The 24377-nt window shown below is 71.6% G+C and carries 20 protein-coding genes, 1 other RNA gene and 1 pseudogene; 5 read left to right on the top strand and 17 right to left on the bottom strand.

Features of this window, described 5'->3' with window-relative positions; translation table 11 throughout:
* Positions 1-285: 285 nt before the first annotated feature.
* The 3 genes from AC5WRT_RS23205 to AC5WRT_RS23195 all read right to left on the bottom strand — a co-directional run bounded on the left by AC5WRT_RS23205 (position 286) and on the right by AC5WRT_RS23195 (position 1895).
* Positions 286-573, bottom strand: a complete 288-nt coding sequence (locus AC5WRT_RS23205; RefSeq protein ID WP_496100572.1) for a hypothetical protein — start codon at positions 571-573, stop codon at positions 286-288.
* Between the two features lie 258 nt (positions 574-831).
* On the bottom strand, positions 832-1029 hold the full coding sequence (locus tag AC5WRT_RS23200; protein ID WP_496095477.1) for a DUF397 domain-containing protein: 198 nt from the start codon (positions 1027-1029) through the stop codon (positions 832-834).
* An 11-nt stretch (positions 1030-1040) separates the two neighbouring features.
* Complete coding sequence (locus AC5WRT_RS23195; protein ID WP_496100571.1) at positions 1041-1895, bottom strand: helix-turn-helix domain-containing protein; 855 nt, start codon at positions 1893-1895, stop codon at positions 1041-1043.
* A gap of 235 nt (positions 1896-2130) precedes the next feature.
* On the opposite strand from AC5WRT_RS23195, the gene AC5WRT_RS23190 reads away from it, so the two are divergent.
* Positions 2131-2589, top strand: a complete 459-nt coding sequence (locus AC5WRT_RS23190; RefSeq protein WP_496095479.1) for an ATP-binding protein — start codon at positions 2131-2133, stop codon at positions 2587-2589.
* Positions 2590-2592: 3 nt separating this feature from the next.
* Here the strand turns inward: AC5WRT_RS23190 and AC5WRT_RS23185 are convergent, their stop codons facing one another.
* From AC5WRT_RS23185 to AC5WRT_RS23165, 5 genes and pseudogenes are all read right to left on the bottom strand, one after another.
* Positions 2593-2874, bottom strand: coding sequence for a DUF4440 domain-containing protein (locus AC5WRT_RS23185; RefSeq protein WP_496100580.1), 282 nt, complete (start codon positions 2872-2874; stop codon positions 2593-2595).
* 190 nt (positions 2875-3064) lie between these two features.
* Entirely contained in the window at positions 3065-4222 is a 1158-nt protein-coding gene (locus AC5WRT_RS23180) for a uroporphyrinogen-III synthase (RefSeq protein WP_496095481.1), read from the bottom strand.
* Positions 4223-4308: 86 nt separating this feature from the next.
* Complete coding sequence (locus AC5WRT_RS23175; protein WP_496095482.1) at positions 4309-5679, bottom strand: nitrate/nitrite transporter; 1371 nt, start codon at positions 5677-5679, stop codon at positions 4309-4311.
* Between the two features lie 114 nt (positions 5680-5793).
* Positions 5794-6460: pseudogene (locus AC5WRT_RS23170) on the bottom strand (glycosyltransferase family 2 protein); the annotation flags it as partial.
* Positions 6461-6481: 21 nt separating this feature from the next.
* A complete protein-coding gene (locus AC5WRT_RS23165) occupies positions 6482-7453 on the bottom strand; it encodes a LysR family transcriptional regulator (RefSeq protein ID WP_496100570.1) in 972 nt (323 codons plus the stop codon).
* 84 nt (positions 7454-7537) lie between these two features.
* Here AC5WRT_RS23165 and AC5WRT_RS23160 point away from each other — a divergent pair, with 84 nt between their 5' ends.
* Complete coding sequence (locus AC5WRT_RS23160) at positions 7538-8752, top strand: MFS transporter (protein WP_496095484.1); 1215 nt, start codon at positions 7538-7540, stop codon at positions 8750-8752.
* Positions 8753-8833: 81 nt separating this feature from the next.
* Here the strand turns inward: AC5WRT_RS23160 and ssrA are convergent.
* The 5 genes from ssrA to ftsE form a co-directional block, all read right to left on the bottom strand.
* Positions 8834-9202, bottom strand: a transfer-messenger RNA (tmRNA) gene (gene ssrA, locus AC5WRT_RS23155).
* Between the two features lie 191 nt (positions 9203-9393).
* On the bottom strand, positions 9394-9873 hold the full coding sequence (gene smpB / locus AC5WRT_RS23150; protein ID WP_496095485.1) for an SsrA-binding protein SmpB: 480 nt from the start codon (positions 9871-9873) through the stop codon (positions 9394-9396).
* Between the two features lie 55 nt (positions 9874-9928).
* Positions 9929-11116 (bottom strand): S41 family peptidase, encoded by a 1188-nt coding sequence (locus AC5WRT_RS23145; protein ID WP_496095486.1) that lies wholly within the window; start codon positions 11114-11116, stop codon positions 9929-9931.
* Between the two features lie 67 nt (positions 11117-11183).
* Complete coding sequence (gene ftsX / locus AC5WRT_RS23140) at positions 11184-12101, bottom strand: permease-like cell division protein FtsX (protein WP_496095487.1); 918 nt, start codon at positions 12099-12101, stop codon at positions 11184-11186.
* 35 nt (positions 12102-12136) lie between these two features.
* Entirely contained in the window at positions 12137-12826 is a 690-nt protein-coding gene (gene ftsE / locus AC5WRT_RS23135; RefSeq protein WP_330339656.1) for a cell division ATP-binding protein FtsE, read from the bottom strand.
* Positions 12827-13062: 236 nt separating this feature from the next.
* Here ftsE and AC5WRT_RS23130 point away from each other — a divergent pair, with 236 nt between their 5' ends.
* Complete coding sequence (locus AC5WRT_RS23130; RefSeq protein ID WP_496095488.1) at positions 13063-13254, top strand: hypothetical protein; 192 nt, start codon at positions 13063-13065, stop codon at positions 13252-13254.
* Between the two features lie 106 nt (positions 13255-13360).
* Here AC5WRT_RS23130 and AC5WRT_RS23125 read toward each other — a convergent pair whose 3' ends face one another.
* The 4 genes from AC5WRT_RS23125 to AC5WRT_RS23110 all read right to left on the bottom strand — a co-directional run bounded on the left by AC5WRT_RS23125 (position 13361) and on the right by AC5WRT_RS23110 (position 18846).
* Positions 13361-14314 carry a hypothetical protein gene (locus AC5WRT_RS23125; protein ID WP_496100569.1) on the bottom strand — a complete coding sequence of 318 codons (954 nt, stop codon included), beginning with the start codon at positions 14312-14314 and terminating at the stop codon, positions 13361-13363.
* A gap of 295 nt (positions 14315-14609) precedes the next feature.
* A complete protein-coding gene (gene prfB / locus AC5WRT_RS23120; RefSeq protein ID WP_496095490.1) occupies positions 14610-15716 on the bottom strand; it encodes a peptide chain release factor 2 in 1107 nt (368 codons plus the stop codon).
* A gap of 71 nt (positions 15717-15787) precedes the next feature.
* A complete protein-coding gene (locus AC5WRT_RS23115; RefSeq protein WP_496095491.1) occupies positions 15788-17014 on the bottom strand; it encodes a serine/threonine-protein kinase in 1227 nt (408 codons plus the stop codon).
* A gap of 167 nt (positions 17015-17181) precedes the next feature.
* The gene (locus AC5WRT_RS23110; protein WP_496095492.1) at positions 17182-18846 is read right to left on the bottom strand and encodes a serine/threonine-protein kinase; all 1665 of its coding nucleotides are present in this window, start codon (positions 18844-18846) and stop codon (positions 17182-17184) included.
* A gap of 335 nt (positions 18847-19181) precedes the next feature.
* Here AC5WRT_RS23110 and AC5WRT_RS23105 point away from each other — a divergent pair, with 335 nt between their 5' ends.
* Together AC5WRT_RS23105 and AC5WRT_RS23100 are read left to right on the top strand one after the other, a co-directional pair.
* Positions 19182-22787 carry an FHA domain-containing protein gene (locus AC5WRT_RS23105; protein ID WP_496100579.1) on the top strand — a complete coding sequence of 1202 codons (3606 nt, stop codon included), beginning with the start codon at positions 19182-19184 and terminating at the stop codon, positions 22785-22787.
* Positions 22788-22938: 151 nt separating this feature from the next.
* Positions 22939-24318, top strand: a complete 1380-nt coding sequence (locus tag AC5WRT_RS23100; RefSeq protein ID WP_496095493.1) for an ABC transporter substrate-binding protein — start codon at positions 22939-22941, stop codon at positions 24316-24318.
* The last annotated feature ends 59 nt before the right edge of the window (positions 24319-24377 follow it).

The raw sequence follows: 24377 nt of genomic DNA, 5'->3' as shown, positions 1-24377 counted from the left end.
GTGCCTGCCCCGAGCCTGGGCCGGAACCCTCGAGTGCGTAATCACTCGCCTCCGTGCCCGAGTCACCAGATCACGAAGCTCGCCGACGAGCCGCTCCTCAGGACGCGGCTAGGGCGTGTTTCGAAAGTGGCGTCGTCCGCCCGGAGGGCGGGGTCCGGGGCGTCTGGTGCGGTGCATCGCAAGGCGGAGGGTCGTCCTCGTACCGGGCGTACGTGGACGATCCCGACAACGCGGCGAGGTGCCGCGCCAGGCGTCGCGGACCAGACGGGACTTTCGAAACACGCCCTAGTCGTCCTCGAAACACCACAGCACCAGTACGCGCTCGTCCGACACTCCGATGAGGCAGACGTCGACGGTGGTGCCGGCAAGGCCGTTCACGTGAAACGCCGAGGCCAGGAAGTCACCCTCTGCACCGTCTTCCGCGTGCCCGTGGTTGGTGAAGAACCGTGCGCCGTCCCCCATCTCTCCCAGGAGCAACCGCAGACGGGTATCGCGTTCCGCATCCGGCGCGCGAAGGGATGCGCTGGAGCTGGACAGAAGAGACCCGGCCGATATCAGCTTGGCCAGATCCATGGCCTGAGCGGGCGAGACCGGCAGGATGCTCTCTCTCGCAGCTCCCCCGGGTCGACGTGCCGCAGCACGGCATGCCCCTGGATCGCCTCCATCACCGTGTCGAGCCAGTCGCCACGCCCGCGCGCCACGAGGATCCGCGAGGCAGTACAGCCACTGCTGGATCGCGTCCTGGGGCAGGCCGACATCGGGAACGGCATAGAACTCGCGCCGGTGGCTTCTACGCGGTCCCATGTCCGGGTTCACTCCAGGAGACCGCCGTCAACGCGGTTCGCTTGCCGCTCTGGTCCCGATCGCGTGCGTCAGGAAGTCCGCCCAAGTGGAAAGGGTGACGGCGAGGTAAGGGGCGGTGGGGTTCTTGGAGTCGCGGATGTGAATAGTGGTGGGGGTGGTGGCTATTTCGACGCAGTTGGAGCCATCGCCGCTGTAGCTGGACTTCCGCCAGTGGAGTGTCTGCATGGTGGACTCCTTCACAGGTCCTGGATGAGGCGGTGAATGAGGTCCCGCGTTTCAGCGGGGTCGAGTGCGCAGGATTCCATACGGTTCAACACAGCCCGGTACTTACTCAACTGCGCCTCTGAATCGAGGAATTCGCAGGCGCCGTGGTGCGAGTCCAGCTGGACCGTGTCGAGCTGCGTCACGGGACCCTCGACGTAGTCGAAGGACTGGCCGGTGGTCGGGAACTGGTCAGTGCCGAAAGGGATCACCCGTACGGTGACGTGGGGCAGTTCACTCATGTCGAGCAGGTGCTTGAACTGGCCGCGCGCAACGACAGGACCACCGAAGTTCATGCGCAATGCCGCCTCATGAATGATCGCCGTGTAGGGGGGCGGATCCACTCTGTGCAGGACGCCCTGCCGCTTCATGCGGTGTGTGAGGCGGTGCTCGATCTCGTACTGACGCATCGGCGGCACCACTGCCCGGAAGAGGGCGCGCGCATGGTCGGTCGTCTGGAGCAGCGCCGGAACGTGGATCAGAAGCGCCACCCGCAGCGCGGACGCGTGATGCTCCAGCTCGGCGAGATCGACCAGCGCCACCGGCACGTGCTCCCGACAGTCCTCCCACCAGCCTCGGGTGCGTCGCCCCGTCATCGCGGCCAGGGCATCGATGAGCGGCTCGTCCGTGCAGTCGTAGACGTGCGCCATGGCGCGGAGCCGGTCGGCGCTGATGGGCGTGCGGCCGGTCTCGATCATGCTTATGCGCGCCTGGTTGGCGCCCAGCAGTTCGGCGGCGCCGGTCGCGGTGAGTCCCGCGCGCTCACGGAGTTTGCGCAGTTCCGCACCCAGCCTTCGCTGCCGGAGCGTAGGGCTGTTGGTGGGCGGCACCCCTTCTCCTTCCTGGCCGCGACGCGGCGCAACGCTCCCTCACATGAGTGAAGAATGGACGCATCCAACGCATCCAACGCATTCCGTTAGATGCATCTAACCATCTGCCCTACGGTAATCACGTCCCGCCCAACTCCCCCCGTCCCTGAGCCGGAAGCGCACCTCCCCAGGCAATGCCACCGCCGGGCGTGAACGGTTGAGCGAGCCCGAGTCCCTTCTCTCGACGGAGGCTTCCATGGGCACCGTATCCCTGCCCGAGACCTGGGTGTACGCCCTTCGCCTGCCTCATGATCCGCGCGCGGCACCGGTCGCACGTATGACCGTGCGGAGCGTGCTGAGCGGGCACGGCAGACAGGACGTGCTGGAACCGGTCGAGCTGCTGACGTCGGAGCTGGTCACCAACGCCTACCGGCACACCAGGGGCCCCGCCTCCCTGCGGCTCACCGCGCTGGCGGACGGAAGGCTCAGGGTCGGGGTGTGGGACAGTCACCCGCGCATCCCGTCGCCCTTCGGGGACCCGCCCTGGGACCGGGTTCCGGCGGCCCCGGCGGACGCCGAGCGCGGGCGCGGGCTGCGTCTCGTGCAGGAGTACGCCGACTGGTGGGGCGGTTTCCGGACCGGTGACGGTGTGCTGGAGCGGGGCGCCGGGAAACTGCTGTGGTTCGAGGTGGGCGGCGGAAGGCATGCCGTCTGAAAGTCACTCCTCGGCCTCCTGGACGACGGTGCCCTGGTGGTAGAGGATCTTCCAACCGTCCGATGCGCGCTGCCGGATCGTCACGCGACGGGTTTTACGCCCGTCCAGAACGAGGGTGTACGTCAGGAGATAGAGGTCGGCTGCCAGCTCCCGGCAATGGAAGTCGGACGTCTCCCAGTCCTCGACCGGTGGTTCCTTGTACCACTCCTCGAGGACGTCCAGCACGTGAGCACGACTGTGACGTCGCCCCGACGCTCCCGTCTCCCCGAAGTCGGGCGCCGTCATGGCCTCGAAATCGGCTCGCGTGGTCCCGAACTCGGTTCTGTGGAAGAGCGGTTCCCGGCGAACGAGTTCATCGAGAACACCCTGCAGTCGCTTGTCGGTGCCGAGGTCGGGCCCCATCCCCCAGAGCCAACACACCGGGCCCGGACGAGCACCCGAGTTTGCGGAGGTTGCCGATCGCCGCCGTCATGCCCTACGCGTCCGCGTACTTCGCGTCCGTCGCCGGGTCCAGGGCCAGGCGGTAGCCGCGTTTGACCACCGTCTGGATCAGCTTCGGGGCGCCGAGGGCCGTGCGGAGGCGGGCCATCGCCGTTTCCACCGCGTGTTCGTCGCGGCCCGCACCGGGCAGGGCGCGCAGGAGGTCCGCGCGGGCGACCACCCAGCCGGGGCGGCGGGAGAGGGCACGCAGCAGGGACATCCCGGCCGGGGGGACCGGTTTCAGGTCGCCGTCGACCAGGACCGCGTGTCCGCGGATCTCCACGCGGTGGCCGGCGACCGGCAACGTGCGGGCGCGGGAGGGGAGTTCCTGGCACAGGAGCTGGACCAGGGGGCCGAGGCGGAAGCGTTCCGGCTGGATGGTGTCCACGCCGTGCGTCTGGAGGGGAACCGCCGTGACCGGGCCCACGCAGGCCGGGAGCACGTCGTGGGCCAGGGCCGACAGCAGTTCCTCCCGCAGGCCCCGGGTCTCCGCGCGGGAGAGGAGCGAGGCAGCAGCGGGAGCGCTGGTGAAGGTCAGGGCGTCCAGGGAGCGGGAGACCGTCGCGTCCAGCAGGCGGTCCAGCGGGGTGATGTCCTCCGGGGGCATCCAGCGGTACACCGGCACGGGGACCACCTCCGCTCCCCCCGCCCGCAGGGACTCGACGAAGCCCGGCAGAGGTTCGCCGTGCAGTTGTACGGCGATACGGCGACCGTCCACGCCCTGCGCCAGCAGGTGGTCCAGCACCTCGGCCAGGGACTCCGACGACGGCGACCACTCCTCCGTCAGGCCGGCCGCACGGATCGCGCCCTTGACCTTCGGGCCTCGGGCCAGGAGCCCCACCCCGCGCAGCCGTGCGAGCAGCGACTCGCCGAGGCCCCAGCCGTCGGCGGCCTCCACCCAACCCCGGAAGCCGATCGCCGTGGTGGCCACGACCACGTCCGGCGGCCGGTCGATGATCTCCTTGGTGGCGGCGAGGAGTTCGCCGTCGTCGGCGAGCGGCACGATGCGCAGGGCGGGTGCGTGCAGGACGGCGGCACCGCGCCGCTGGAGCAGGGCGCCCAGCTCTTCGGCACGGCGTGCGGCGGTGACGCCCACCGTGAATCCCGCGAGCGGACCGTGCCCGGCTCCGGGTTGCTGCTCTTCGTCGTACATGGGATCTCCTAGCTGACCGGCACGCGAATCGAGCCTGTCAACGGCGCGTCACAGGCTCGGTTCGACTGCATTGCACCGGTGTTACGTCACACTTCGGCGTAGCTGAGCTGCGACTTCGTCTCCGAAGCCGCCACGGGCGCCGCCTGCCGCGCGGGCCGGCGAAGGTATACGGCCCACGTCACCGCGAAGCAGAGGCCGTAGTAGGCGAGGAAGGCGACGAACGCGCCGGTGCCGGAGCCGTAGGACAGGAAGGACTGCCGGAAGGCGAGGTTGATGCCGACGCCGCCGAGCGCGCCGACCGCGCCGATCAGGCCCATGGAGGCACCGGAGAGCCGGCGGCCGTGCGCCACCGCGGCCTCCCCCTCCAGGCCTTTGGCCAGGGCCTTTGTGTGGAAGATGCCCGGGATCATCTTGAACGTCGAGCCGTTGCCGATACCGGTGAGCGCGAACAGCACGACGAAGGCGATGACGAACAGCGGCAGCGACTTCTGCAGGCTCGCCGCGACCAGGACGGCGGTGGCGGCACCCATGGCGACATAGTTCCACAGGGTGATGCGGGCGCCGCCGAAGCGGTCCGCGAGCCGGCCGCCCACGGGCCGGACCAGCGAGCCGAGCAGCGGGCCGATGAAGGTGAGGTACGTCGCCTGCAGCGGGGTCCGGCCGAACTGGTTCGTCAGCACCTGGCCGAAGGCGAAGCTGTAGCCGATGAAGGACCCGAAGGTGCCGATGTACAGGAACGACATGATCCAGGTGTGGGCGTCCCCCGCCGCGTCCCTGGCCGCGCCCGTGTCGTTCTTCACCGTCGCCAGGTTGTCCATGAAGACGGCGGCGAGCCCGGCGGCCACCACGATCAGCGGGATGTAGATGCCGAGCAGGACGCGCGGTCCCCCGTTCGCGCCGATCACCGCGAGGGCCACCAGCTGGATCGCCGCCACGCCGATGTTGCCGCCGCCCGCGTTCAGGCCGAGCGCCCAGCCCTTCTTCCGGAGCGGGAAGAAGGCGTTGATGTTGGTCATGGAGGAGGCGAAGTTGCCGCCGCCGATGCCCGCCAGCAGGCCCACGAGCAGGAACGTGGTGAAGGACGTGCCCGGCTCCATGACCGCGAAGGCCGCGATCGTCGGGATCAGCAGCAGGCTCGCCGAGATGATCGTCCAGTTGCGGCCGCCGAAGACCGCCACGGCGAAGGTGTAGGGGACGCGTACGACCGCGCCGACGAGAGTGACCATCGAGGTCAGCAGGAACTTGTCGGCGGGGGTGAGTCCGTACTGCGGGCCCATGAACAGGACGAGGACGGACCACAGGGTCCAGACCGAGAAGCCGATGTGCTCGGAGAGGATGGAGAACCACAGGTTCCGGTTGGCGATCCGCTCCCCGGCCGCCTTCCAGAACCCCTCGTCCTCAGGGTCCCAGCGCTCGATCCAGCGGCCACTGCGACGGGTTGGGGCTGGGGTCGTCATCACGCCTCCACGGGGCTCCGGCTGCTCGGTCTGCCACACCAGTGACTGAGCCCGAAGGTAGGGAGGACGCATTTCCGGCCTGTGGCTGTGAGTGACCGGAAGGGAACGTTGCTCTCACCCCGGCCGGAGCGGTGATGAGAGGTCCCGCTCCACCGGGGGCGCGGCCACGCCGCCCATGCGGCGCAGCTTCTGCCAGCGCAGCCGGCCGCCGGTGAGCGCGGTGATCCAGGACTGGAGCAGCACGACGTACATCAGCTGGCGGTAGAGGATCTGCTGCAACGGCAGCGAGAGCAGAGGAGTGAGCGGCTCACGGTCCAGGGCGAAGGCGTACGCCGCGCACACCGCCTGCACCGCGAGGACGCCGAACCAGGCGCCGATCGTCCTCGCGGTCGGCCCGAAGACCAGGCCGTACACGAGGAAGAGGTCGATCAGGGGCGCCAGCAGCGGGGCCACCACCATGAACAGCGACACGAGCGGCAGACCCACCCGGCCGAAGCGGCCGGAGGGACCCCGCTCGAACAGGGCCCGGCGGTGCTTCCAGATCGCCTGCATGGTGCCGTACGACCAGCGGTAGCGCTGGGACCACAGCTGCTGGACGGACTCGGGTGCCCTCGGTCCAGGCGCGGGCGCGCTCGGAGTACACGACCCGCCAGCCGTCGCGGTGCAGCGCCATCGTGATGTCGGTGTCCTCGGCGAGCGTGTCGTCGCTCATCCCTCCGACGCGGTGCAGGGCCGCGCGGCGGAACGCTCCGACCGCACCGGGGATCGTCGGCATGCACCGGGCATCTCTTCCGGCCGCGCGTCACCCTCTCATCACGATCTCGTCCATGGCCGGAATCCATCCTCCGGCGGGCCGTCGCAGCCACCCCTGCGTCTCCGCGAGCCCCGCCGCCGCCCGGCGCAGTGCGTCCAGTGCGGGATGGACCAGCCCTTTCCGCCACACCAGGGACACCGGGGACAGCGGGACGGGGTCGACGAGCGGGCGGCGGACCGTGCGGGGCAGGGCCGGGAAGTCGACCACGGCCAGCACCGGGTGGCGGGTCTTGGCCATGATCCGCTCGAACTCCTCGTCCCCGACGGCCAGCGGAAGCGGCTCGGCGAGCCGGATACCGCGCCCCTCGAAGAGCCGGTACGCCAGGTCGGTCCACTCCAGGGTGCGCGGGTTCCCGGCGCCGCCGTACACCGTCTCGCCGGCCAGCGCGGCCAGCGGCACCTCCGTGCGGGCGGCCAGCGGATGGTCCTCGGGCAGGACGACGGCCATCGGCTCGTAGCGCACCGGCTGCTGTGCGAGGCCGGACCGCAGCGCCGGGTCCAGGCCCGCGAAACGGCCGAAGGAGGCGTCCAGCCGGCCGGCCAGCAACTCGGCGGCGGCTCCGGTCAGGCCGCTCTCGTAGCGGGCCATCAGCTCGCAGTCCGGGACGAGTTCACGAGCCCGGTGCAGCACGCGGCGGCCGGTGGCCAGGCCGGGCGAGTTGAGGTCCACCAGCAGCGGGCGGGACTGGCCGGGGGCGAACGCGGCGAGCAGGTCGTCCTGGGCCGACAGGACGCGGCGCGCGTGCGGGAGCAGCCGTACGCCGTCGGGGGTCAGCGTCACCTGCCGGGTCGTCCGCACGAACAGCTCCGCCCCCAGCTCCCGTTCCAGCCGCCGTACATCGCGGCTGAGCGCCTGCTGGGCGACGTACAGGCGGGCCGCGGCGCGGGTGAAGTGCAGTTCCTCGGCGACGGCCAGGAAGGCGCGGAGCAGGCGGGGGTCCAGGTCGGTGGGCGCGGGCATGCCCGTGAACTTACAACGAAAACGCGTGGATCGGTGCCGGGAAGGTGTTGGACCCGTTGATCCACTGCGAGCGAGGGTGGGTCCATGCCCTCGGCCATATCCACCACCAGCGGCTATCGCCGTCTCTTCGGTCTCCCCGGTGCCCGTGCCTTCACCACCGGCAACCTCCTCGCCCGATTGCCCATGGGCATGTTCAGCGTGAGCGCGGTCGTGATGATCGCCGGCTCGCGGGGCTCGTACGCCCTGGCCGGTGCCGTCACCGCGACCGGTCTCGCGGCGACCGCGCTGGCCGGGCCCTGGGTCGCCCGGCTCGTCGACCGGCACGGGCAGGCCCGGGTCGCCGTACCGGCCACGATCACCTCCGTGCTCGGCAGCCTCGCGCTGCTGCTGTGCGTCCGCTACGGCGCCCCCGACTGGACCTTGTTCGCCGCCTACGCCGGCACCGCGGCCACCCCGAACATCGGCGGCCTGTCCCGGGCCCGGTGGGCCCATCTGCTGCGCGACGACCCCGGCGCACTGCACACCGCGAACTCCTTCGAGCAGGCCGCCGACGAACTGTGCTTCATGCTCGGCCCGGTGCTGGCCTCCTTCCTCACCGGCACGTTCTTCCCGGAGGCCGGCACGCTCACCGGCGCGCTGCTGCTCCTTTCCGGCATGCTGCTGTTCACCGCGCAGCGGGCCACCGAGCCGCCGCCGCGGGGGCGTTCACAGGCGCGCTCGCCACTGCGCACGCCCGGGATCCCACCGCTGCTTGCGTGTTTCACCGCGACCGGGGCGGTGTTCGGCTCGATGGAGGTCGTCACGATCGCGTACGCCGACGCGCAGGGCCACCGGGCGACGGCCGGTGCCGTGCTCGCGTTGCAGGCGGCGGGATCGTGCGCGGCGGGGCTGGGGTACGGCGCACTGAAGCCGACGGGGGTGCGGCTGGTGCACTGCCTGGCGGCGATGGCCGTGCTGATGACCCTGCCGTGGGCCGCCGCCGGCCTCGCCGGTTCGCTCTGGGCGCTGGCGGGAGCGCTGCTGGTGGCGGGGATGGCCACGGCGCCGACGATGGTGACCGCGATGACCCTGGTCCAGCGGCGCACCCCGGCCGACCGCCTGAACGAGGGCATGAGCCTGATGGTGACGGGACTGCTCACGGGGGTGGCCTGCGGCTCGGCGACGGGAGGCTGGGCGGCGGAGCACATGTCCCCCGTCGTGGCCTTCGCAGTCCCGGCCGGCGCCGCCACGCTCGCACTGGGGGTGGCCGCACTCGCCCGTGGACAGCGCCCCCGAGCCGATGAGCGCCACGCGCCCTGACGGCGCCACCCCATGACGAACGCCCCGCCGCTCGAGAGCGACGGGGCGTTTGTGAACATGGGGCGAACCCCCGGAGGGGCTTGGTGGAGATGGCGGGAATCGAACCCGCGTCCAACGGTGCGGAACCAGGGCTTCTCCGTGTGCAGTCCGCTTCGCTTTTCTCGGCCCCGGAGATCACGCGGACAAGTCTCCGACGGGCTCAGTCACTGTTTGGTTTCCCTCTTCACCCCGTGACCGGGATCAAGGTTTAGTTCCCTAGCTGATGCCAGGATCCGGGTCGGGAACAGCCCCGGGCTGACACTTCGCAAGTCGCTACTTAGGCAGCGAGGGCGAAGGAATCGCGCTTGGTATTGGCGATTATTTTTTTCGGCCTGTGGTTTACGAGATCATGGCCGCTTCCTCGACACGCTTCCCCTGCTTCGACAGCCGCTGTCGAAACCGATCATCCCCATGTTGATTTTTCAAACCCTCCGAGGAGGGTCGCACGCACCCGCTGTGGAGTGTGCACTCATCGTAGAGCAACAACGCCCGCCGATGCCACCGTATTCCCGCCGGTCACCCGGCCGTCGTACGGCATCCGCCAGGTCCAGCACGGCCCCGCGCCGGAACATTCCCGAAACCGGCGCCGAACACCCGCGGGCTCAGCCGCGCTGCTTGCGCCGGACCACCGCCATCGCCCGGTCCGCCTCGCGGCGGTCCTGCTTCTCGCGCAGGGTCTGCCGCTTGTCGTACTCCTTCTTGCCCCTCGCCAGCGCGATCTCGATCTTGGCCCGGCCGTCCTTGAAGTACAGGGCGAGGGGCACGATGGTGTGACCCGTCTCCTGGGACTTGGACTCCAGCTTGTCGATCTCCGCGCGGTGCAGCAGCAGCTTGCGCTTGCGGCGGGCGCTGTGGTTGGTCCAGGTGCCCTGGCTGTACTCGGGGACGTGCACGTTGTGCAGCCACGCCTCGTGGTCGGTCAGCTGCACGAAGCCGTCCACCAGCGACGCCCGCCCCTGGCGCAGTGACTTCACCTCGGTGCCCATGAGGACCAGACCGGCCTCGTAGGTGTCGAGGATGTGGTAGTCGTGCCGCGCCTTCTTGTTCTGCGCGATCAGCTTGCGCCCTTTTTCCTTAGCCATAGTGCCCACCATTTTCGCACTACGCGGGGGGCGCGCGTACAGCCGATCAACGAGGTTACGAGGGGTCGCCCAGGCCGGCGAGGACCGTCTCGGCCCGCCGCACGGCCTCGTCCGGCGCCACTTCGAGGTCGGGGGTGATGCCCCGGCCGTCGACGGCGTGCCCCAGCGGGGTGCGGTAGTGGCCCACGGTCAGCTCGGCCACCGAGCCGTCGGGCAGGTCGGTCGGCATCTGGATGGAGCCCTTGCCGAAGGTGCGGGAGCCGACGACCACCGCACGGCCCCGGTCCTGCAGGGCCCCGGTGAGCATCTCGGCCGCGCTCATCGTGCCGCCGTCGACCAGGGTGACCAGGGGCCGGGTGGTGTCCCCGCCGGTGTCGGCGTGCAGGGAGCGCTGGGCGCCGTCGACGTCGTAGGTGGCGACCAGGCCGCCGTCGAGGAAGGCGGAGGCGGTCTCCACGGCCTCGGTGACCAGCCCGCCGGAGTTGCCCCGCAGGTCGAGCACGATCCCGCCGTCGGCCGGGGCCTGCCGTACCGCGGCGCGGACGGCGTCCCCGGAGCCCTTGGTGAACGCGGCGATCTTGATGATGGTGACCCCGCCCGGCAGCCGGCGCACGGTCACGGAGTCGGTGGACAGCCGGGCCCGGCGCAGGGTCTCGGTCCACGCGCGCGTGCCACGCTCGAGGCCCAGGGTGACCGTCGTACCGGCGGCCGCGTCGTCGGCGTCACCGCGCAGCAACGAGACCACCTCGGTGACCGGCCGACCGTCGACCTTGCTGCCGTCGACGCTGCGCAGCCGGTCGCCGGCGCGGATCCCCGCCTCGGCGGCCGGCGAGCCGGGCTGCACCCGGGTCACCTCGATCCGGCCGTCCCGCTCGCGCCGCGCCCACAGGCCGACGCCGGTGTAGCAGCCGTCGAGGGCCTCCTGGAACTCCTGGTACTCGCCCTCCGAATACACGGCGCCCCAGCGGTCCCCGCTGCGACTGACGGCCCGCTCGGCCGCCTCCATCGGGGACGTGCCGTCGGCCATGGCCTGGGCGGCGGCCCGCTCCACGTCCTCGTGCCCGGTGGCCGCACCCTTCGGGGAGGGGGCGGCCTTCCGCGCGGACGCCACCGGTGCGGCGGCGTCGGGTTCCGGGAAGGAGCCGGTGGCGGCGCCGGTGACCAGGACCCCGGCGAAGACCAATGTCAGGGCGGCCCCGCGGCGGAAGCGGCGGGGCGGGCAGAACAGGTCACGACCTGACATGGCGGTGAGTCTAGGACAACGCGAAGGGCCGTACGGCCGGTTGCCCGTACGGCCCTCTTGGCATGCGTCACACCTTCAGGTACTTGCGCAGAGCGAAGAACGCCGCCAAGGCCGGCATCAGCACGCTCGTCGCGAGGATCAGCGGCAGCTTGGTCAACACCGCGTCCCAGCCGACGAAGTTGATGAGCGTGAGCTTGTGGGACAGGTCCATGCCGTGGTCGATGGTGAAGTACCGGCCCACCACCAGCGCCACACAGGCGAGTCCACCGCCGATGAGCCCGGCGACCGCGGCCTCGGCGATGAACGGCGCCTGGATGTAGAAGCCCGAGGCACCGACCAGGCGCATGATCCCGGTCTCGCGCCGACGGCTGAACGCCGACACGCGCACGGTGTTGACGATCAGCAGCAGCGCGACGATCAGCATCATCGCCATCACGCCGAGCGCGCCCCGGTTCATCAGGTTCAGCAGCTGGAAGAGGTTGTCCAGGATGCCCTTCTGGTCCTGCACGGACTGCACACCGGGCCGTCCGTTGAACGCGGACGCGATCACCTGGTACTTCTGCGGGTCCTTGAGCTTGATCCGGTACGACTCCTGCATCTGGTCCGGCGTCAGCGAGCTGGCCAGCGGGGAGTTGCCGAACTGCTCCTTGTAGTGCTTGTACGCCTCGTCCTGGGACTCGTAGGAGACCTTCTCGACGACCGGCATCTTCTTCAGGTCGGAGAGGATCTGGTTCTTCTGGTCCTCGGTGACCGCGCCCTTGGCGCAGTTGACGTCCGAGTCGGCGTCGTGCTTGTTGCACAGGAAGATCGAGACGTTGACCTTGTCGTACCAGTAGCCCTTCATGGTGCTCACCTGGTCGCTCATCAGCAGCGAACCGCCGAACAGCGCCAGGGACAGGGCGACGGAGACGATGACGGCGAAGGTCATCGTCAGATTGCGGCGGAGACCGACACCGATCTCCGACAGGACGAACTGGGCGCGCATGGCGTCTGGTCGAGCCTTTCCGTCGTGGAACTTGCTTAGTGCTGGTAGCCGTAGACGCCGCGGGCCTGGTCGCGGACGAGGCGGCCCTTCTCCAGCTCGATGACGCGCTTGCGCATCTGGTCCACGATGTTCTGATCGTGCGTCGCCATGATGACGGTGGTGCCCGTCCGGTTGATGCGGTCGAGCAGCTTCATGATGCCGACGGAGGTCTGCGGGTCGAGGTTGCCGGTGGGCTCGTCGGCGATCAGCAGCTTGGGCCGGTTGACGAAGGCCCGCGCGATGGCGACGCGCTGCTGCTCACCACCGGACAGCTCGCCCGGCATCCGGTCCTCCTTGCCGCCGAGGCCGACGAGATCCAGCACCTGCGGCACGGACTTGCGGATCTCGCCCTTGGACTTGCCGATCACCTCCTGCGCGAAGGCCACGTTCTCCGCGACCGTCTTGTTGGGCAGCAGGCGGAAGTCCTGGAAGACGGTCCCCAGCTGGCGGCGCATCTGCGGCACCTTCCAGTTGGACAGACGTGCGAGGTCCTTGCCCAGGACGTGCACCTGGCCGTGGCTGCACCGCTCCTCGCGGAGGATGAGCCGCAGGAAGGTGGACTTTCCGGAGCCGGAGGACCCCACGAGGAACACGAACTCGCCCTTCTCCACCTCCAGGGAGACATCCCTGAGAGCGGGGCGGGTCTGCTTGGGGTAGACCTTGGAGACGTTGTCGAATCGGATCACGGATGCACCACGGGTCGCCGGGGGTAGATGAGCGTGACCATACGCGAACCGGGTGTGCAAGTGCAGTCGCAGGTCGAGGTTGGGTAAGGCTTGTACCTTTTTGTACCTGCACCTGCTCTCTTCCGGCTCTCCCGGGGCCCGCGCACGCGCTCCGCGAACCTGGCACAGTGGAGGGGGAACGTTCTCGTTCCCATGAGCGTTGTACGTGTGATGGCCGGTGCAAGGAGGGCGAGCGCATGACGTACGACCGGTTGGTGTGCGCGAACTGCGCGGCGCCCGTGAGCGAGGGCCGGTGCCCGGTGTGCCGTGCCAACCGCGAGCGACTGCAGCAAGAGGGCTTCCTGGGCGGGGTGAACCCGGTGGCGCTGATCGCGTTGCTGGCGGTACTGATCGCCGCGGTGGCGCTGCTCGCGCACCAGACCGCGTGACGCGGGCCGCGCAGAAAAGTCTCGGAAACCCGTCAGGGCCCGGAGCGCCAGGCTCCGGGCCCTTCGGTGTGCGCGTCGCGCGCGCTGCGTGACCGTACGGCTACACTCAGGCGGCCGCGCCGCCCCGCCCGTTGACCAGGCGCGGCAGGACACGGAAGCCGATACCGCCGGCGATCATCGTCGCGGCGCCGATGACCAGGAACGCGGTCTGGCCGGCACCGGTCTCGGCGAGCTGCTTGTCACCGCCCTGCGCCTTGCTGTCGGAGCCGGTGTCGGTGAGCGCCGAGGAACCCTCCTCCTGGGGGGCGGTGCCGCTGCCACCCTGCGGGTTGTCCTGGTTGCCACCGGTGCTGGAGCCACCGGTACTGCCGCTCCCGCCCGTGCTGGAGGAGCCGCCGGTGCTGCCGCCGTTCCCGGAGCCGCCGTTCCCGGAGCCGCCGTTCCCTGAGCCGCCGTTCCCGGAGCCGCCGTTCCCGGAGCCGCCGTTCCCGGAGCCGCCGTTCCCGGAGCCACCCTCGGTGCTGCCCTGGGTCGAACCCTGGGTGCTGCCCTGGGTCGAACCCTCGGTGGCCCCCAGCGACGTGCCCTGGGTGCTGCCCTGAGTCGAGCCCTGGGTGTCACCCTGAGTCGAACCCTGCGTGTCACCCTGCGTGTCACCCTGGGTGTCACCCTGAGTCGAACCCTGCGTGTCACCCTGCGTGTCACCCTGGGTGTCACCCTGAGTCGAACCCTGCGTGTCACCCTGCGTGTCACCCTGAGTCGAACCCTGCGTGTCACCCTGGGTGTCACCCTGAGTCGAACCCTGCGTGTCACCCTCGGTCGAACCCTCCGTCACCCCCAGAGTGGCGCCCTGGATGGAACCATCGGTCGTCCCTTGGGTCGAGCCGTCGGTACCACCGTTGTCGCCCGCGTCGTTGGTGTGGACGCCCAGGCTGATCGGGCCCGCCTGGACACCGAGGTCCAGGGCGGAGGCCGCGCCGGCTGCGGTCAGTGACGCACCGGCCGCGATCACGGCGCCGGCGGCTATCCGCGCGACGCGGATCCGCGTCTTCTTCGTCATATGGTTGCTACCCCCAGTAGCTGTTCGTCAATGAGGCGGCGCATGGGGTGCCGTGATCGACGGGAGGCAGCCGGTGACGAAGTCCGCGTCAACTCATTCCCCCGGTTCACATGCGCCCCTGAAGTACGCATGCCACACTTCACCCTTCCGATTTTTCAAAGCAACGTCAAGGTCGTTGCGGGCGCTATGTCCCGTCGGGGGTTTTATGCGGTGAGTCGAAGCGTGTGAGTGTGATGTAAAACCCAGACAAAAGGCAACTGCCGCCCCGCGGGCGGCAGTTGTCATGTCGACAAAGTTACTTCTCCTGCTGCTTGCGCCAGCGAATACCGGCCTCCAGGAACCCGTCGATCTCGCCGTTGAACACGGCCTCCGGGTTGCCCACTTCGTAGTCGGTGCGCAGGTCCTTGACCATCTGGTACGGGTGCAGCACGTAGGAACGCATCTGGTTGCCCCAGGAGTTGCCGCCGTCGCCCTTGAGGGCGTCCATCTTGGCCTGCTCCTCCTGCCGACGGCGCTCCAGCAGCTTGGCCTGGAGGACGTTCATCGCGGTGGCCTTGTTCTGGATCTGCGACCGCTCGTTCTGACACGAGACCACGATGCCGGTGGGAAGGTGGGTGATGCGCACCGCGGAGTCGGTGGTGTTGACGCCCTGGCCGCCGGGACCGGAGGACCGGTAGACGTCGATGCGCAGGTCGGACTCGTCGATCTCGACGTGGTCGGACTGCTCGACGACGGGCAGCACCTCCACACCCGCGAAGGAGGTCTGGCGGCGGCCCTGGTTGTCGAAGGGCGAGATGCGCACGAGGCGGTGGGTGCCCTGCTCGACGGAGAGGGTGCCGTAGGCGTACGGCGCCTGGACGGCGAAGGTGGTCGACTTGATGCCGGCCTCTTCGGCGTACGAGGTCTCGATCAGCTCCGTCTTGTAGCCGCGCTGCTCGGCCCAGCGCAGGTACATGCGCTGGAGCTTCTCGGCGAAGTCGGCGGCGTCGACGCCACCGGCCTCGGCGCGGATGTTGACGAGCGCCTCACGGGAGTCGTACTCCCCGCTGAGGAGCGTGCGGACCTCCATCTCGTCCAGCGCCTTCTTCACCGCGGTCAGCTCGGACTCGGCCTCGGCGCGGGTGTCCGGGTCGTCCTCCTCCTCGGCCATCTCGAAGAGGACCGCGAGATCGTCGATCCGTCCGCGCAGCGCCTCCGCCTTCCTGACCTCGGCCTGGAGGTGGGAGAGCTTGCTGGTGATCTTCTGCGCCTCGTCCGGGTTGTCCCAGAGGGACGGCGCGGCCGCCTGCTCCTCGAGCACGGCGATGTCTGCCCTCATCCTGTCGAGGTCCAGGACGGCCTCGATCGACTCCATGGTCGAGGAGAGGGACTTCAGCTCTTCGGATACATCGACGACTGCCACGGTTCCAGCGTAACGGCTGTCGCAAGCGACCTCGGCCGAGCGGTCCCCGGTACCACGGTGGCCCGGGCGGGTCAGGGGGCCGATGTGCTGTGGGTGCCGGACGGTGCCCCGGAGTCGTCGTCGGCCGACACCCACCAGGCCCCGACGCCCAGGAGGGCCGCCACGACCAGTCCGGCCACGCCCAGGGTCAACCGCCGCCGCCGCAGGGCCGCCCGGTGCCGCGCCGACCCCGGCCGGGGCGCGCCGGTGGCCCGGGGGGCGCGTGCGGTTCCGTGTGCGCCTCCGGCCAGCTCGTCCGGCGCCGGCACGCGCATCGACGTGTGCGTGTCGCGGTTGGAGTCCGGCTTGGCGCCGGGGACCAGCGGGACCGCGCCCCGCCGCCGTACGGGCTCGCCGCCCGGCGCCGCCGGCGGGACCGGCTCCTGCGCCGGGTCCTCGGACAGCTCCGGCTCGTCGACGTCCAGCGGCGGCATGCCGGCCAGCGTCGGCAGCTGCTCGCGCAGCCGGGCCGCCAGCTCCGAGGCGCGCAGCCGGGACGCGGGCGCCTTGGCCAGGCACTGCACGATCAGCTGCCACAGCTCCTCGGGGATACCGGGCAGGGGGACGACGGTCTCGGTGACGTGGCGGCGCAGGACCGCGCCCGGGTGGCCGCCGCCGAAGGGGGTGAAGCCGGCCAGCAGCTCGTACAGGACCGTCGCCAGGGCGTAGATGTCCACCGCCGCGCGGGGCGGCAGGCCCTCGACGATCTCCGGGGCCAGATAGTCCGGCGTGCCGATGATCTTCGTGGCCCGCGTCCGTTTCGGCGAGTCGATCAGCTTGGCCACACCGAAGTCGGTGAGCAGGGCGGGGTGCGATCCGCCGGGACCGAGCGGGCCCTGCATGTCGAGGAGCACGTTCTCGGGCTTGACGTCCCGGTGGACGACCCCGGCCGCGTGGGCCGCCGCCAGCGCATCGGCGATGTCGACGACGATCGCGACGGCCGCCTCGGGGGCGAGCCTCCGCTCGCGCTCCAGTCGGGTGCGCAGGTCCGTGCCGCGCACGAGGTCCATGACGAGAGCGAGGTCGTTGCCGTCGACCACCAGGTCGCGCACGGTGACGATGTGCGGGTGCTCCAGGCCGAGAAGCGCGGTGCGCTCCTGCACGAAGCGTCCGACGAGCTCCTGGTCGGAGGCGAGGTCCTCGCGCAGCGTCTTGATGGCGACGGGCCCCTCCGGCCCCTCGCCCAGCCACACCGTGCCGGCGCTGCCCCGACCAAGGATCTGGTTCGCGGTGTACCGGCTGCCGATCTTCCGTGCCAAGACTGCTCCTACAGGCGCGCGTTGTCGCGTGGTGTCGCCAAAACTACGCGTCCGGCGAGCCAACCTTCACCGCAGAGACGGAAATCACCCGCCAGATGTCGACAAATCCGCAAACTCGCGACGCGTCACCGCGGGTTCGCGTCTTCGGCCGCCACGGGCGCGTGCGTTCAGCCCCCGCCGCCCGAGGAGCCGCCCAGATCCTTGATCCACTTGCTCGTCCGGCCGACCCAGTGGCTCACCTCGTGCCAGTAGCTGCGGCCCTGGCCGATCCAGGTGTGCACCGGCGTCAGCTCGTAGATCAGCCAGCTCGCCACGACCAGGATGACGATCGTGAACAGGCAGCCCTTCAGGCAGCCCAGGCCAGGGATCTTCATCGGGTTGGCGCTGCGCTGCCGGGGCGCCCGCGGCTCGCGCGCGGGCCGCTGCGGCTCCGGCGCGGGCGGCGCGTACCGCTGCGGGCGCCGTGGCGGCGCGTACTGCTGGGGCTCGGGCGCATAGCCGTACCCCTGCTGGTAGCCCTGCTGCCGGCCGCGTGGCTGCGGGCGGCCCTGCGGGGCCTGCCGCTGCTGCGGCTGCGGCCGGGCGACCTGCCGCTGCGGCCGGTGGTGCAGCGGGTCGTCCTCCGGCGAGAGGTACTGGATCTGCGTCTGCTCGTTGCGGTCGCGGGCCGCCCGCAGCTGGGTCTGCCAGGGGTGCGGCTGTTCGGGCTGCTGTCCCTGCGGCCCGGTGTTCGGCAGCACCGCCGTCGGGTCCGCCGCGCCCGTGTTCTGCAGGACGGCGGTGGGGTCGGCGGCGCCCATGGGACCGCCGGTGTGCGGCAGCACGCTGGTCGCGGCGTTCGGGTCGTACGTCCCGGCGGAGCCGTGCGGCAGCACCTGGGTGGGGTCGGCGGCGCCGGGCACGCCGGGTACGGCGGTCGGGGCCGGGTCCGGGGCCAGCAGCGCGCCCACGCCCTCGGCGGCGGCGATCTGCGCGGCGTTCGCGTGCACCCCCACGCCCTCCGCGACGACCCTCAGGGCGCGCGCGAGGTTCTCGGCGCTCGGCCGGTCGTCGGGGTTCTTGCGCAGGCAGCGCTCGATGACCGTCCACAGCGGGTCCGGGACGGTGGAGGGGCGGCGCGGCTCGGCGCTCAGATGCTGGTGCAGGACTTCCAGGGCCGTGCTGCCGGAGAACGGCGGATGACCGGTGACCAGCTCGTACAGCAGGATGCCGGCGCCGTAGACGTCCACGGCGGAGGTCTGCGGGCGGCCCTCGGCGGACTCCGGTGCCACGTACGCGGGCGTGCCGACGAACTCCTGGGTGCGGGTCAGGCCCGGGGAGTCGGCGAGCCGGGCGATGCCGAAGTCGGTCAGCATCGGGTGCATCTGGCCGTCGTGCTGCATGAGCAGCACGTTGGCGGGCTTCAGGTCCCGGTGGACCACCCCGTCGGCGTGGCTCGCGGCGAGCGCGTCGGCGATCTGGGCGGTCATCAACGCGGCGGCGACCGGCGAGAAGGGGCCGCTCTCGCGCAGGTAGCGGTGCAGGTCCGGGCCGTCGACGAGGTCCATGACCAGCGCCAGCAGATCGCCCTCGACGACCAGGTCGCGCACCCGGACGATGTTCGGGTGGGTGAGGCGGAGCAGGACCGAGCGCTCGCGCAGGAAGCGCATCACGATGTCCGGGTCGCTCGCCAGCTCCTCCTTGAGGACCTTGATCGCGACCGTCTCGCCGGGCTGTCCGGGCACGGCCGCCTCGGCGCCCGCGGTCTCGCGCTGGCGGGCACGCCAGACGGTGCCTGTGGCGCCGCGTCCCAGCGGCTCCTCAAGCAGGTACTTGCTGCCGACTGGCCGCACGTCACGCGCTCCCTGCTGCTTGCTGATGCTTGCTTGCCTGCATTCCGGTTGTCGTTCCGGTTCCGATCCACTGTAGTGCCGCCCTCGAGGGCACTACGTATGCGTTCCCGAGCATGTTCGATGTGTTCGACGGAAAGACGCGCGGGCCGGTCCGCCGGTTGCCGCGGGCCGGACGTGACCGATCTCAAGTGATCGTTCGTACAGCACTGGTCAGGCACTTTTGCGGGCAGAGCCGACCATTCAAGATCACTTGGTGCCGGGTGCCGGGCGTGTTGTCGGTGGCAGGTGCGAGGATGCCTTCCAGTACTGGCCGACGTGCTCGTGTTGGGGTGGGGATGCAGATCCGGCTGACCGTCGTAGACCCGCTGGGCCAGGCCCCGCAGCGGGGCCGCGCCGCGAGCCGCGACGTGCTGGTCACGGCACCCGCGGGCACGGATCTGGCCGCGGTCGCGCCGGCGCTGGCCGGGGCGGTCACCGGGGAGGGCCGCGACTCCGGCACCCCCGTGCTGTACGCCGGCACCGAGCGGCTGGACCCGCGCCGCCACACCCTCGGCGAGCCCCCGCTGGTCGACGGCGCGGTGCTGTCCCTGGGCGCCCCGGCGGCCCCCGAGCCGCACCCCGAGGTCGACGAGGCGCCGACCCGGCTGCACGTCGTCGCGGGCCCGGATGCGGGCGGGGTCCATCTGCTGCACGGCGGCCGGATCACCGTGGGCCGCTCGGCCGACGCGGACGTGCCGCTGGACGACCCCGACGTGTCCCGGCTGCACTGCGCGGTCACCGTCGACGCGGACGGCCGCGTCTCGGTCGCCGACCTCGGCTCCACGAACGGTACGGCGCTGGACGGGACGCGGGTGGGCGAGCGCCCGGTGCGGGTCCCCTCCGGGGGGTTGCTGCGGATCGGCGAGTCGGCGCTGCGGGTTGCTCCGTCCGGGGGACCCGGGGCCCGGCTGCGGACCGTTTCCGACGGGGAGGGATGCGTACGGGTCGCCGGGGACGCGGTGTCGGGATCCGGTGCAGCGGGGTTCTCCGGATCCGGGTTCGCGCCCGCATCGCCCGGGCGGGGATCGTCGTCGGGTGCCGGCGCACCCGTGGGGGCGGTCCAGCACGGCTATGGGGCCGCCGGCTGGGGGACCTCCGGCAGCGGGGGGCAGGAGCATCGGCGGGGGGACCCGGCCGTGGTGCCGGAGCAGACCGGGGCGGCGCGCGTCGAGAGTGCGGCCGGTGCCCCCTCCGGCGGGGACACGCACGCGGGGCGGCTCGGCGTCGGCGGGACGGGCGGGGAGCCGCCGGGCACTCCTGCCCGCGGCGTCGACGCCCCTCAGGGGGCCCGGCGGCGCGGGCTCGGCGCGTGGGCGCGCCGGCTGGCCGGCGGACGCGGGGAGCAGCCCCCGGCACCCGAGACGCTCGGCGGCCCCGTGGCTCCCTCAGGTGCCGCCCCCGCCGCCGGCACCGCGCCGCAGCGGCCCGAGGCCTGGCCGGATCCCGCCGCGCTGCTGCTGACGGCGCTCGGCCCCGGGCCCCGGCTGTGGGAGCGCGGACCGGGCCATCCGGAGACGCTGACCGTGCGGCTCGGCACGGCCGACCGGGGTGCGCCGGACGGCTCCGGCCTCGTGCCCGCGGTGCCCGTGACGACCGCGCTGCGCGAGGCGGGCGCGCTGGGCCTCGCCGGTCCGCGCCCCCGAATCTCCGGGCTGGCCCGCGCGGTGCTGGCTCAGCTGGCCGCGCTGCACTCCCCCGATCTGCTGGAGATCGTGCTGATCAGCGCCGACCGCTCCCGCCCCGTGGAGGAGCGTACGGCCGAGTGGGCCTGGCTGGGCTGGCTCCCGCATGTCCGGCCGGGCCACGGCCAGGACTGCAGGCTGCTGCTGGCCTACGACCGCGAACAGGCGGCGGCCCGTGTGGAGGAACTCCTGCGCCGGGTCGACGACCACACGGCGACCGGCAGGACCGCGGCCCACCCCACCTCCGTCGGCGTCCCGTCCGGCCCCGCATCCGGCTCGGCCGAGGGCGTGCCACAGGACACCGGGACCCCGGGGACGGCTTCCGGCCACCCCGGCACCCCTTCACAGGCCCCCGGAGCCCGGACTCGGGCGGAGGCCGAGTGGGACGCTCCCGCCCGGGCGGGTCTCTCCGGCCGTCCCGGCACCGGGGCCCGCGGGACGGCCTCGGGCCACCCCCCCGCCTCCCAGGTCACCGTGTCCGCCCAAGCCGGCGGCCGCCCCGGCCCTCCCGCCCCCACGGGCGCCACCTCCCACGCCGTCGGCGCTCCCGCTCAAAGGCTCGCGCCCGGACCCGCCCGCGACGGCCACGCCCCGAGCGGCACCCACTCCTCGGGCCCCCTCACGACGCCCGTCCGCCGCCCCTCCTGGGCCAGGGAAGACACCGGGACCGGCGGGGCAGGCGGGTTCCCGGGGCCGTACACCGTCGTCGTCGTGGACGGCGATCCCGGAGGCGGCGCACTGCGGGACGCGGTCGCGCGGCTGGCCGTGGCCGGGCCGCGGGCCGGGGTCCATGTGGTCTGTCTCGCCGAGACCGAGCCCGCCTCCCCCGCCTCCCCGGTGTCGCTGACGTACGAGGCCGCGTGCGCGATGACGCCCGCCTTCCGGCACTGCGGTGCCGTGGCGCTGCTCAGCGGCGACGTCGCGACGGCGCTGCGGCTGATGCGGGTGGCGCCCGGCGGCCCCGTCGGCCCGGGGACGCTCGCCGCCGTGGACGCCGTGTCCGGCGCCTGGGCGGAGCGGTTCGCGCGGGCGCTGGCGCCGCTGCGCCCCGACGCCCCGGCCGGTGAGCGAGGACCGCGCGTGGCGGCGCCGCTGCCGCAGTCGGCGCGGCTGCTGGACGAGCTGGGGCTGGCCCGGGCCACTCCGGCGTCGCTGATGGCGCGCTGGGCCGACGCGGCCGACGACCCGCGGTCCCGGGGCGGGCGGGCGCGCGCCGTGCTCGGCGCCGGGCCGCGCGGGCCGGTCACCGTCGACCTCGTCGCCGACGGGCCGCATCTGCTGGTGGAGGGGCCGGCCGGCAGCGGTCGTACGGAGTTGCTGCGGGCCGTGGTGGCCTCGCTGGCCGCCGCCGAGCGGCCGGACCGGCTGGGCGTGGTGCTGGTCGACGGGCGGGACGGCGTCGGAGCGGGCACCGGGCGCGGCGAAGGCCTGCGCCTGTGTACCGACATACCGCATGTCAGCACGCATCTCATCGCCAACGACCCCGTGCGGATGCGGGACTTCGCCCAGTCACTGGCCGCCGAGCTGAAGCGGCGGGCGGAGCTGCTGGGCCGGACGGACTTCGCGCAGTGGCATGCGGGGGGTGCGGTGGCGGGGCGGATCGTGGCGCAGCGCACGCCCGCGAACGGTGACCTGGAGGCTCCGCCCAGCTCCACCCTGCGGCTGCGGCCGGGTGCGGCCGCGCGGCAACAGGCCGAGGCGGCACCACCGTTGCCCCGGCTCGTGGTCGTCGTCGACGACCTGGACGCGCTGGTCTCGCCCCCGCTGGGCTCGCCGGGCCGGCCGGCCGCCGGTTCGGTGCTGCGCGCGCTGGAGGCGGTGGCCCGGGAGGGCGAGCGGCTCGGGGTGCATCTGGTGACTGCGGCCGGGGCCGGTGGTCGTACGGCGGAGACGGAGCCCGCGCGCCGGGCGGTCCTGCGGGTCGCGCTGGACGCTCCGCAGCAGGGACCGGACGAGCCGGCTCCAGGGCGTGGCCGGTTGGCGTACGCGGACGGCCGGGCCGTCGGTTTCCAGGGCGGCCGGGTGACGGGCCGTATCCCGCGGACCGCGACCCAGCGGCCCACGGTGGTCCCGCTGGACTGGCGGCGCATGGGCGATCCGCCGGCCCGTCGGCCCGTGCGGGAGCTGGGCAACGGCCCCACCGACCTGGCCCTGCTGGCGAGCGCGGTGGAGCGGGCGGCGCGCGAGGTGTCCGCGGCCCGGGTTCCGTCGCTTCTCTAGGACTTGTCCGCATACTGACCCGGTCACGAGCCGGTCACGATGCGTCGCTCGACACAGCAGGCGCTCTTGCCCGCCGTGAACGGCCCGGCGTAGACCGGAGCGCACGGGACAGAGTTCTGACGTTCGACGAAGAACGAAGAACGGGGAAGTGATGCACAGAAAGAGCAGCACCATCCGGACAAGCAGGGCTGTCACGACACTCGCCGCACTGCTCGCGGGAGCCCTCGCGCTCACCGCCTGCTCCAGCGGCAACAACAAGAAGAGCAACGGGAACAACAGCGAGCCGTCCCAGGCCGGCTCGACCGTCAGCCTGCCGAAGCTGAACGGCGCCAGCCTGGAGATCGCCGCCGTGTGGACCGGTCAGGAGCAGAAGAACTTCAAGCAGGTCCTGGCCGAGTTCACCCGGCGCACCGGCGCGAAGGTGACCTTCGTGCCCGCCCAGGACCCGATCATCAACTTCCTCGGTTCGAAGATCGCGGGTGGCCAGCCGCCGGACGTGGCCATGCTGCCGCAGCCCGGCGCCATCAAGCAGGCCGTCCAGCACCACTGGGCCAAGCCGCTCGGCCCGGAGGCCGTGCAGGAGTTGCAGAAGAACTACTCGCAGGGCTGGCAGGACATCGGCAAGGTCGACGGCAAGCAGTACGGCGTCTACTACAAAGCCGCCAACAAGTCGCTGATCTGGTACAACGCCAAGGTGTTCGCGAACGCGGGCGCCAAGGAGCCGAAGACCTGGAAGGACCTGCTGACCACGGCGCGGGCGGTGTACGACTCCGGGGTCACGCCGTTCTCGGTGGCCGGCGCGGACGGCTGGCCGCTGACGGACTGGTTCGAGAACGTCTATCTGTCCCAGGCGGGGCCGCAGAAGTACGACGAGCTGGCCCAGCACAAGATCAAGTGGACGGATCCGTCGGTCAAGCAGGCGCTGACGACCCTCGCCCAGATCTGGGGCAAGAAGGACTATCTCGCGGGTGGCCAGGACGGCGCGCTGCAGACGGAGTTCCCGGCCTCGGTCACCCAGACGTTCACCGGCGGCGACCAGCCGAAGTCCGCGATGGTCTACGAGGGCGACTTCGCGCAGGTCAACATCGGGGAGACCAAGGCGAAGGTGGGCACGGACGCGAAGGTGTTCCCGTTCCCGGCGGTGGGCTCCACCGCGCCGGTGGTCTCCGGCGGTGACGCGGCGGTGGTCCTGAAGGACTCCAAGGCGGCCCAGGCCCTGGTCACCTTCCTGGCCTCCCCGGACGCGGCGACGATCCAGGCGAAGCTCGGCGGCTACCTGTCACCGAACAAGAACGTGCAGATCTCGGCGTATCCGAACCCGGTGCAGCAGAAGATCGCCAAGGCGCTGATCGCGTCCGGCGACGACTTCCGCTTCGACATGTCGGACCAGGCCCCGCAGGCCTTCGGCGGGACGCCCGGCAAGGGCGAGTGGAAGGACCTGCAGGACTTCCTGAAGAACCCGACGGACGTCGCGGGCACCCAGGCGAAGCTGGAGAAGGACGCGGCGGCCGCGTACGGAAGCGGGAGCTGAGCCGGCGATGGCGTCGGCGGCAACGGCGGCCGGGGCCCCACCGGGCCCGGCCGCGCCCC

This window comes from Streptomyces sp. NTD91 (assembly GCF_059510455.1).
This window is presented reverse-complemented; position numbering and strand designations above follow the sequence as displayed.

What these genes read in the sequence shown, in the direction of transcription:
- AC5WRT_RS23100 (WP_496095493.1), top strand. Translation starts at nt 22,939, where the DNA reads ATGCACAGAAAGAGCAGCACCATCCGGACAAGCAGGGCTGTCACGACA.
- AC5WRT_RS23175 (WP_496095482.1), bottom strand. Translation starts at nt 5,679, where the DNA reads ATGACGACCCCAGCCCCAACCCGTCGCAGTGGCCGCTGGATCGAGCGC.
- AC5WRT_RS23105 (WP_496100579.1), top strand. Translation starts at nt 19,182, where the DNA reads ATGCAGATCCGGCTGACCGTCGTAGACCCGCTGGGCCAGGCCCCGCAG.
- ftsX (WP_496095487.1), bottom strand. Translation starts at nt 12,101, where the DNA reads ATGCGCGCCCAGTTCGTCCTGTCGGAGATCGGTGTCGGTCTCCGCCGC.
- AC5WRT_RS23145 (WP_496095486.1), bottom strand. Translation starts at nt 11,116, where the DNA reads ATGTCAGGTCGTGACCTGTTCTGCCCGCCCCGCCGCTTCCGCCGCGGG.
- AC5WRT_RS23130 (WP_496095488.1), top strand. Translation starts at nt 13,063, where the DNA reads ATGACGTACGACCGGTTGGTGTGCGCGAACTGCGCGGCGCCCGTGAGC.
- AC5WRT_RS23205 (WP_496100572.1), bottom strand. Translation starts at nt 573, where the DNA reads ATGGATCTGGCCAAGCTGATATCGGCCGGGTCTCTTCTGTCCAGCTCC.
- AC5WRT_RS23125 (WP_496100569.1), bottom strand. Translation starts at nt 14,314, where the DNA reads ATGACGAAGAAGACGCGGATCCGCGTCGCGCGGATAGCCGCCGGCGCC.
- AC5WRT_RS23165 (WP_496100570.1), bottom strand. Translation starts at nt 7,453, where the DNA reads ATGCCCGCGCCCACCGACCTGGACCCCCGCCTGCTCCGCGCCTTCCTG.
- AC5WRT_RS23160 (WP_496095484.1), top strand. Translation starts at nt 7,538, where the DNA reads ATGCCCTCGGCCATATCCACCACCAGCGGCTATCGCCGTCTCTTCGGT.
- AC5WRT_RS23190 (WP_496095479.1), top strand. Translation starts at nt 2,131, where the DNA reads ATGGGCACCGTATCCCTGCCCGAGACCTGGGTGTACGCCCTTCGCCTG.
- AC5WRT_RS23200 (WP_496095477.1), bottom strand. Translation starts at nt 1,029, where the DNA reads ATGCAGACACTCCACTGGCGGAAGTCCAGCTACAGCGGCGATGGCTCC.
- AC5WRT_RS23180 (WP_496095481.1), bottom strand. Translation starts at nt 4,222, where the DNA reads ATGTACGACGAAGAGCAGCAACCCGGAGCCGGGCACGGTCCGCTCGCG.
- AC5WRT_RS23185 (WP_496100580.1), bottom strand. Translation starts at nt 2,874, where the DNA reads ATGACGGCGCCCGACTTCGGGGAGACGGGAGCGTCGGGGCGACGTCAC.
- smpB (WP_496095485.1), bottom strand. Translation starts at nt 9,873, where the DNA reads ATGGCTAAGGAAAAAGGGCGCAAGCTGATCGCGCAGAACAAGAAGGCG.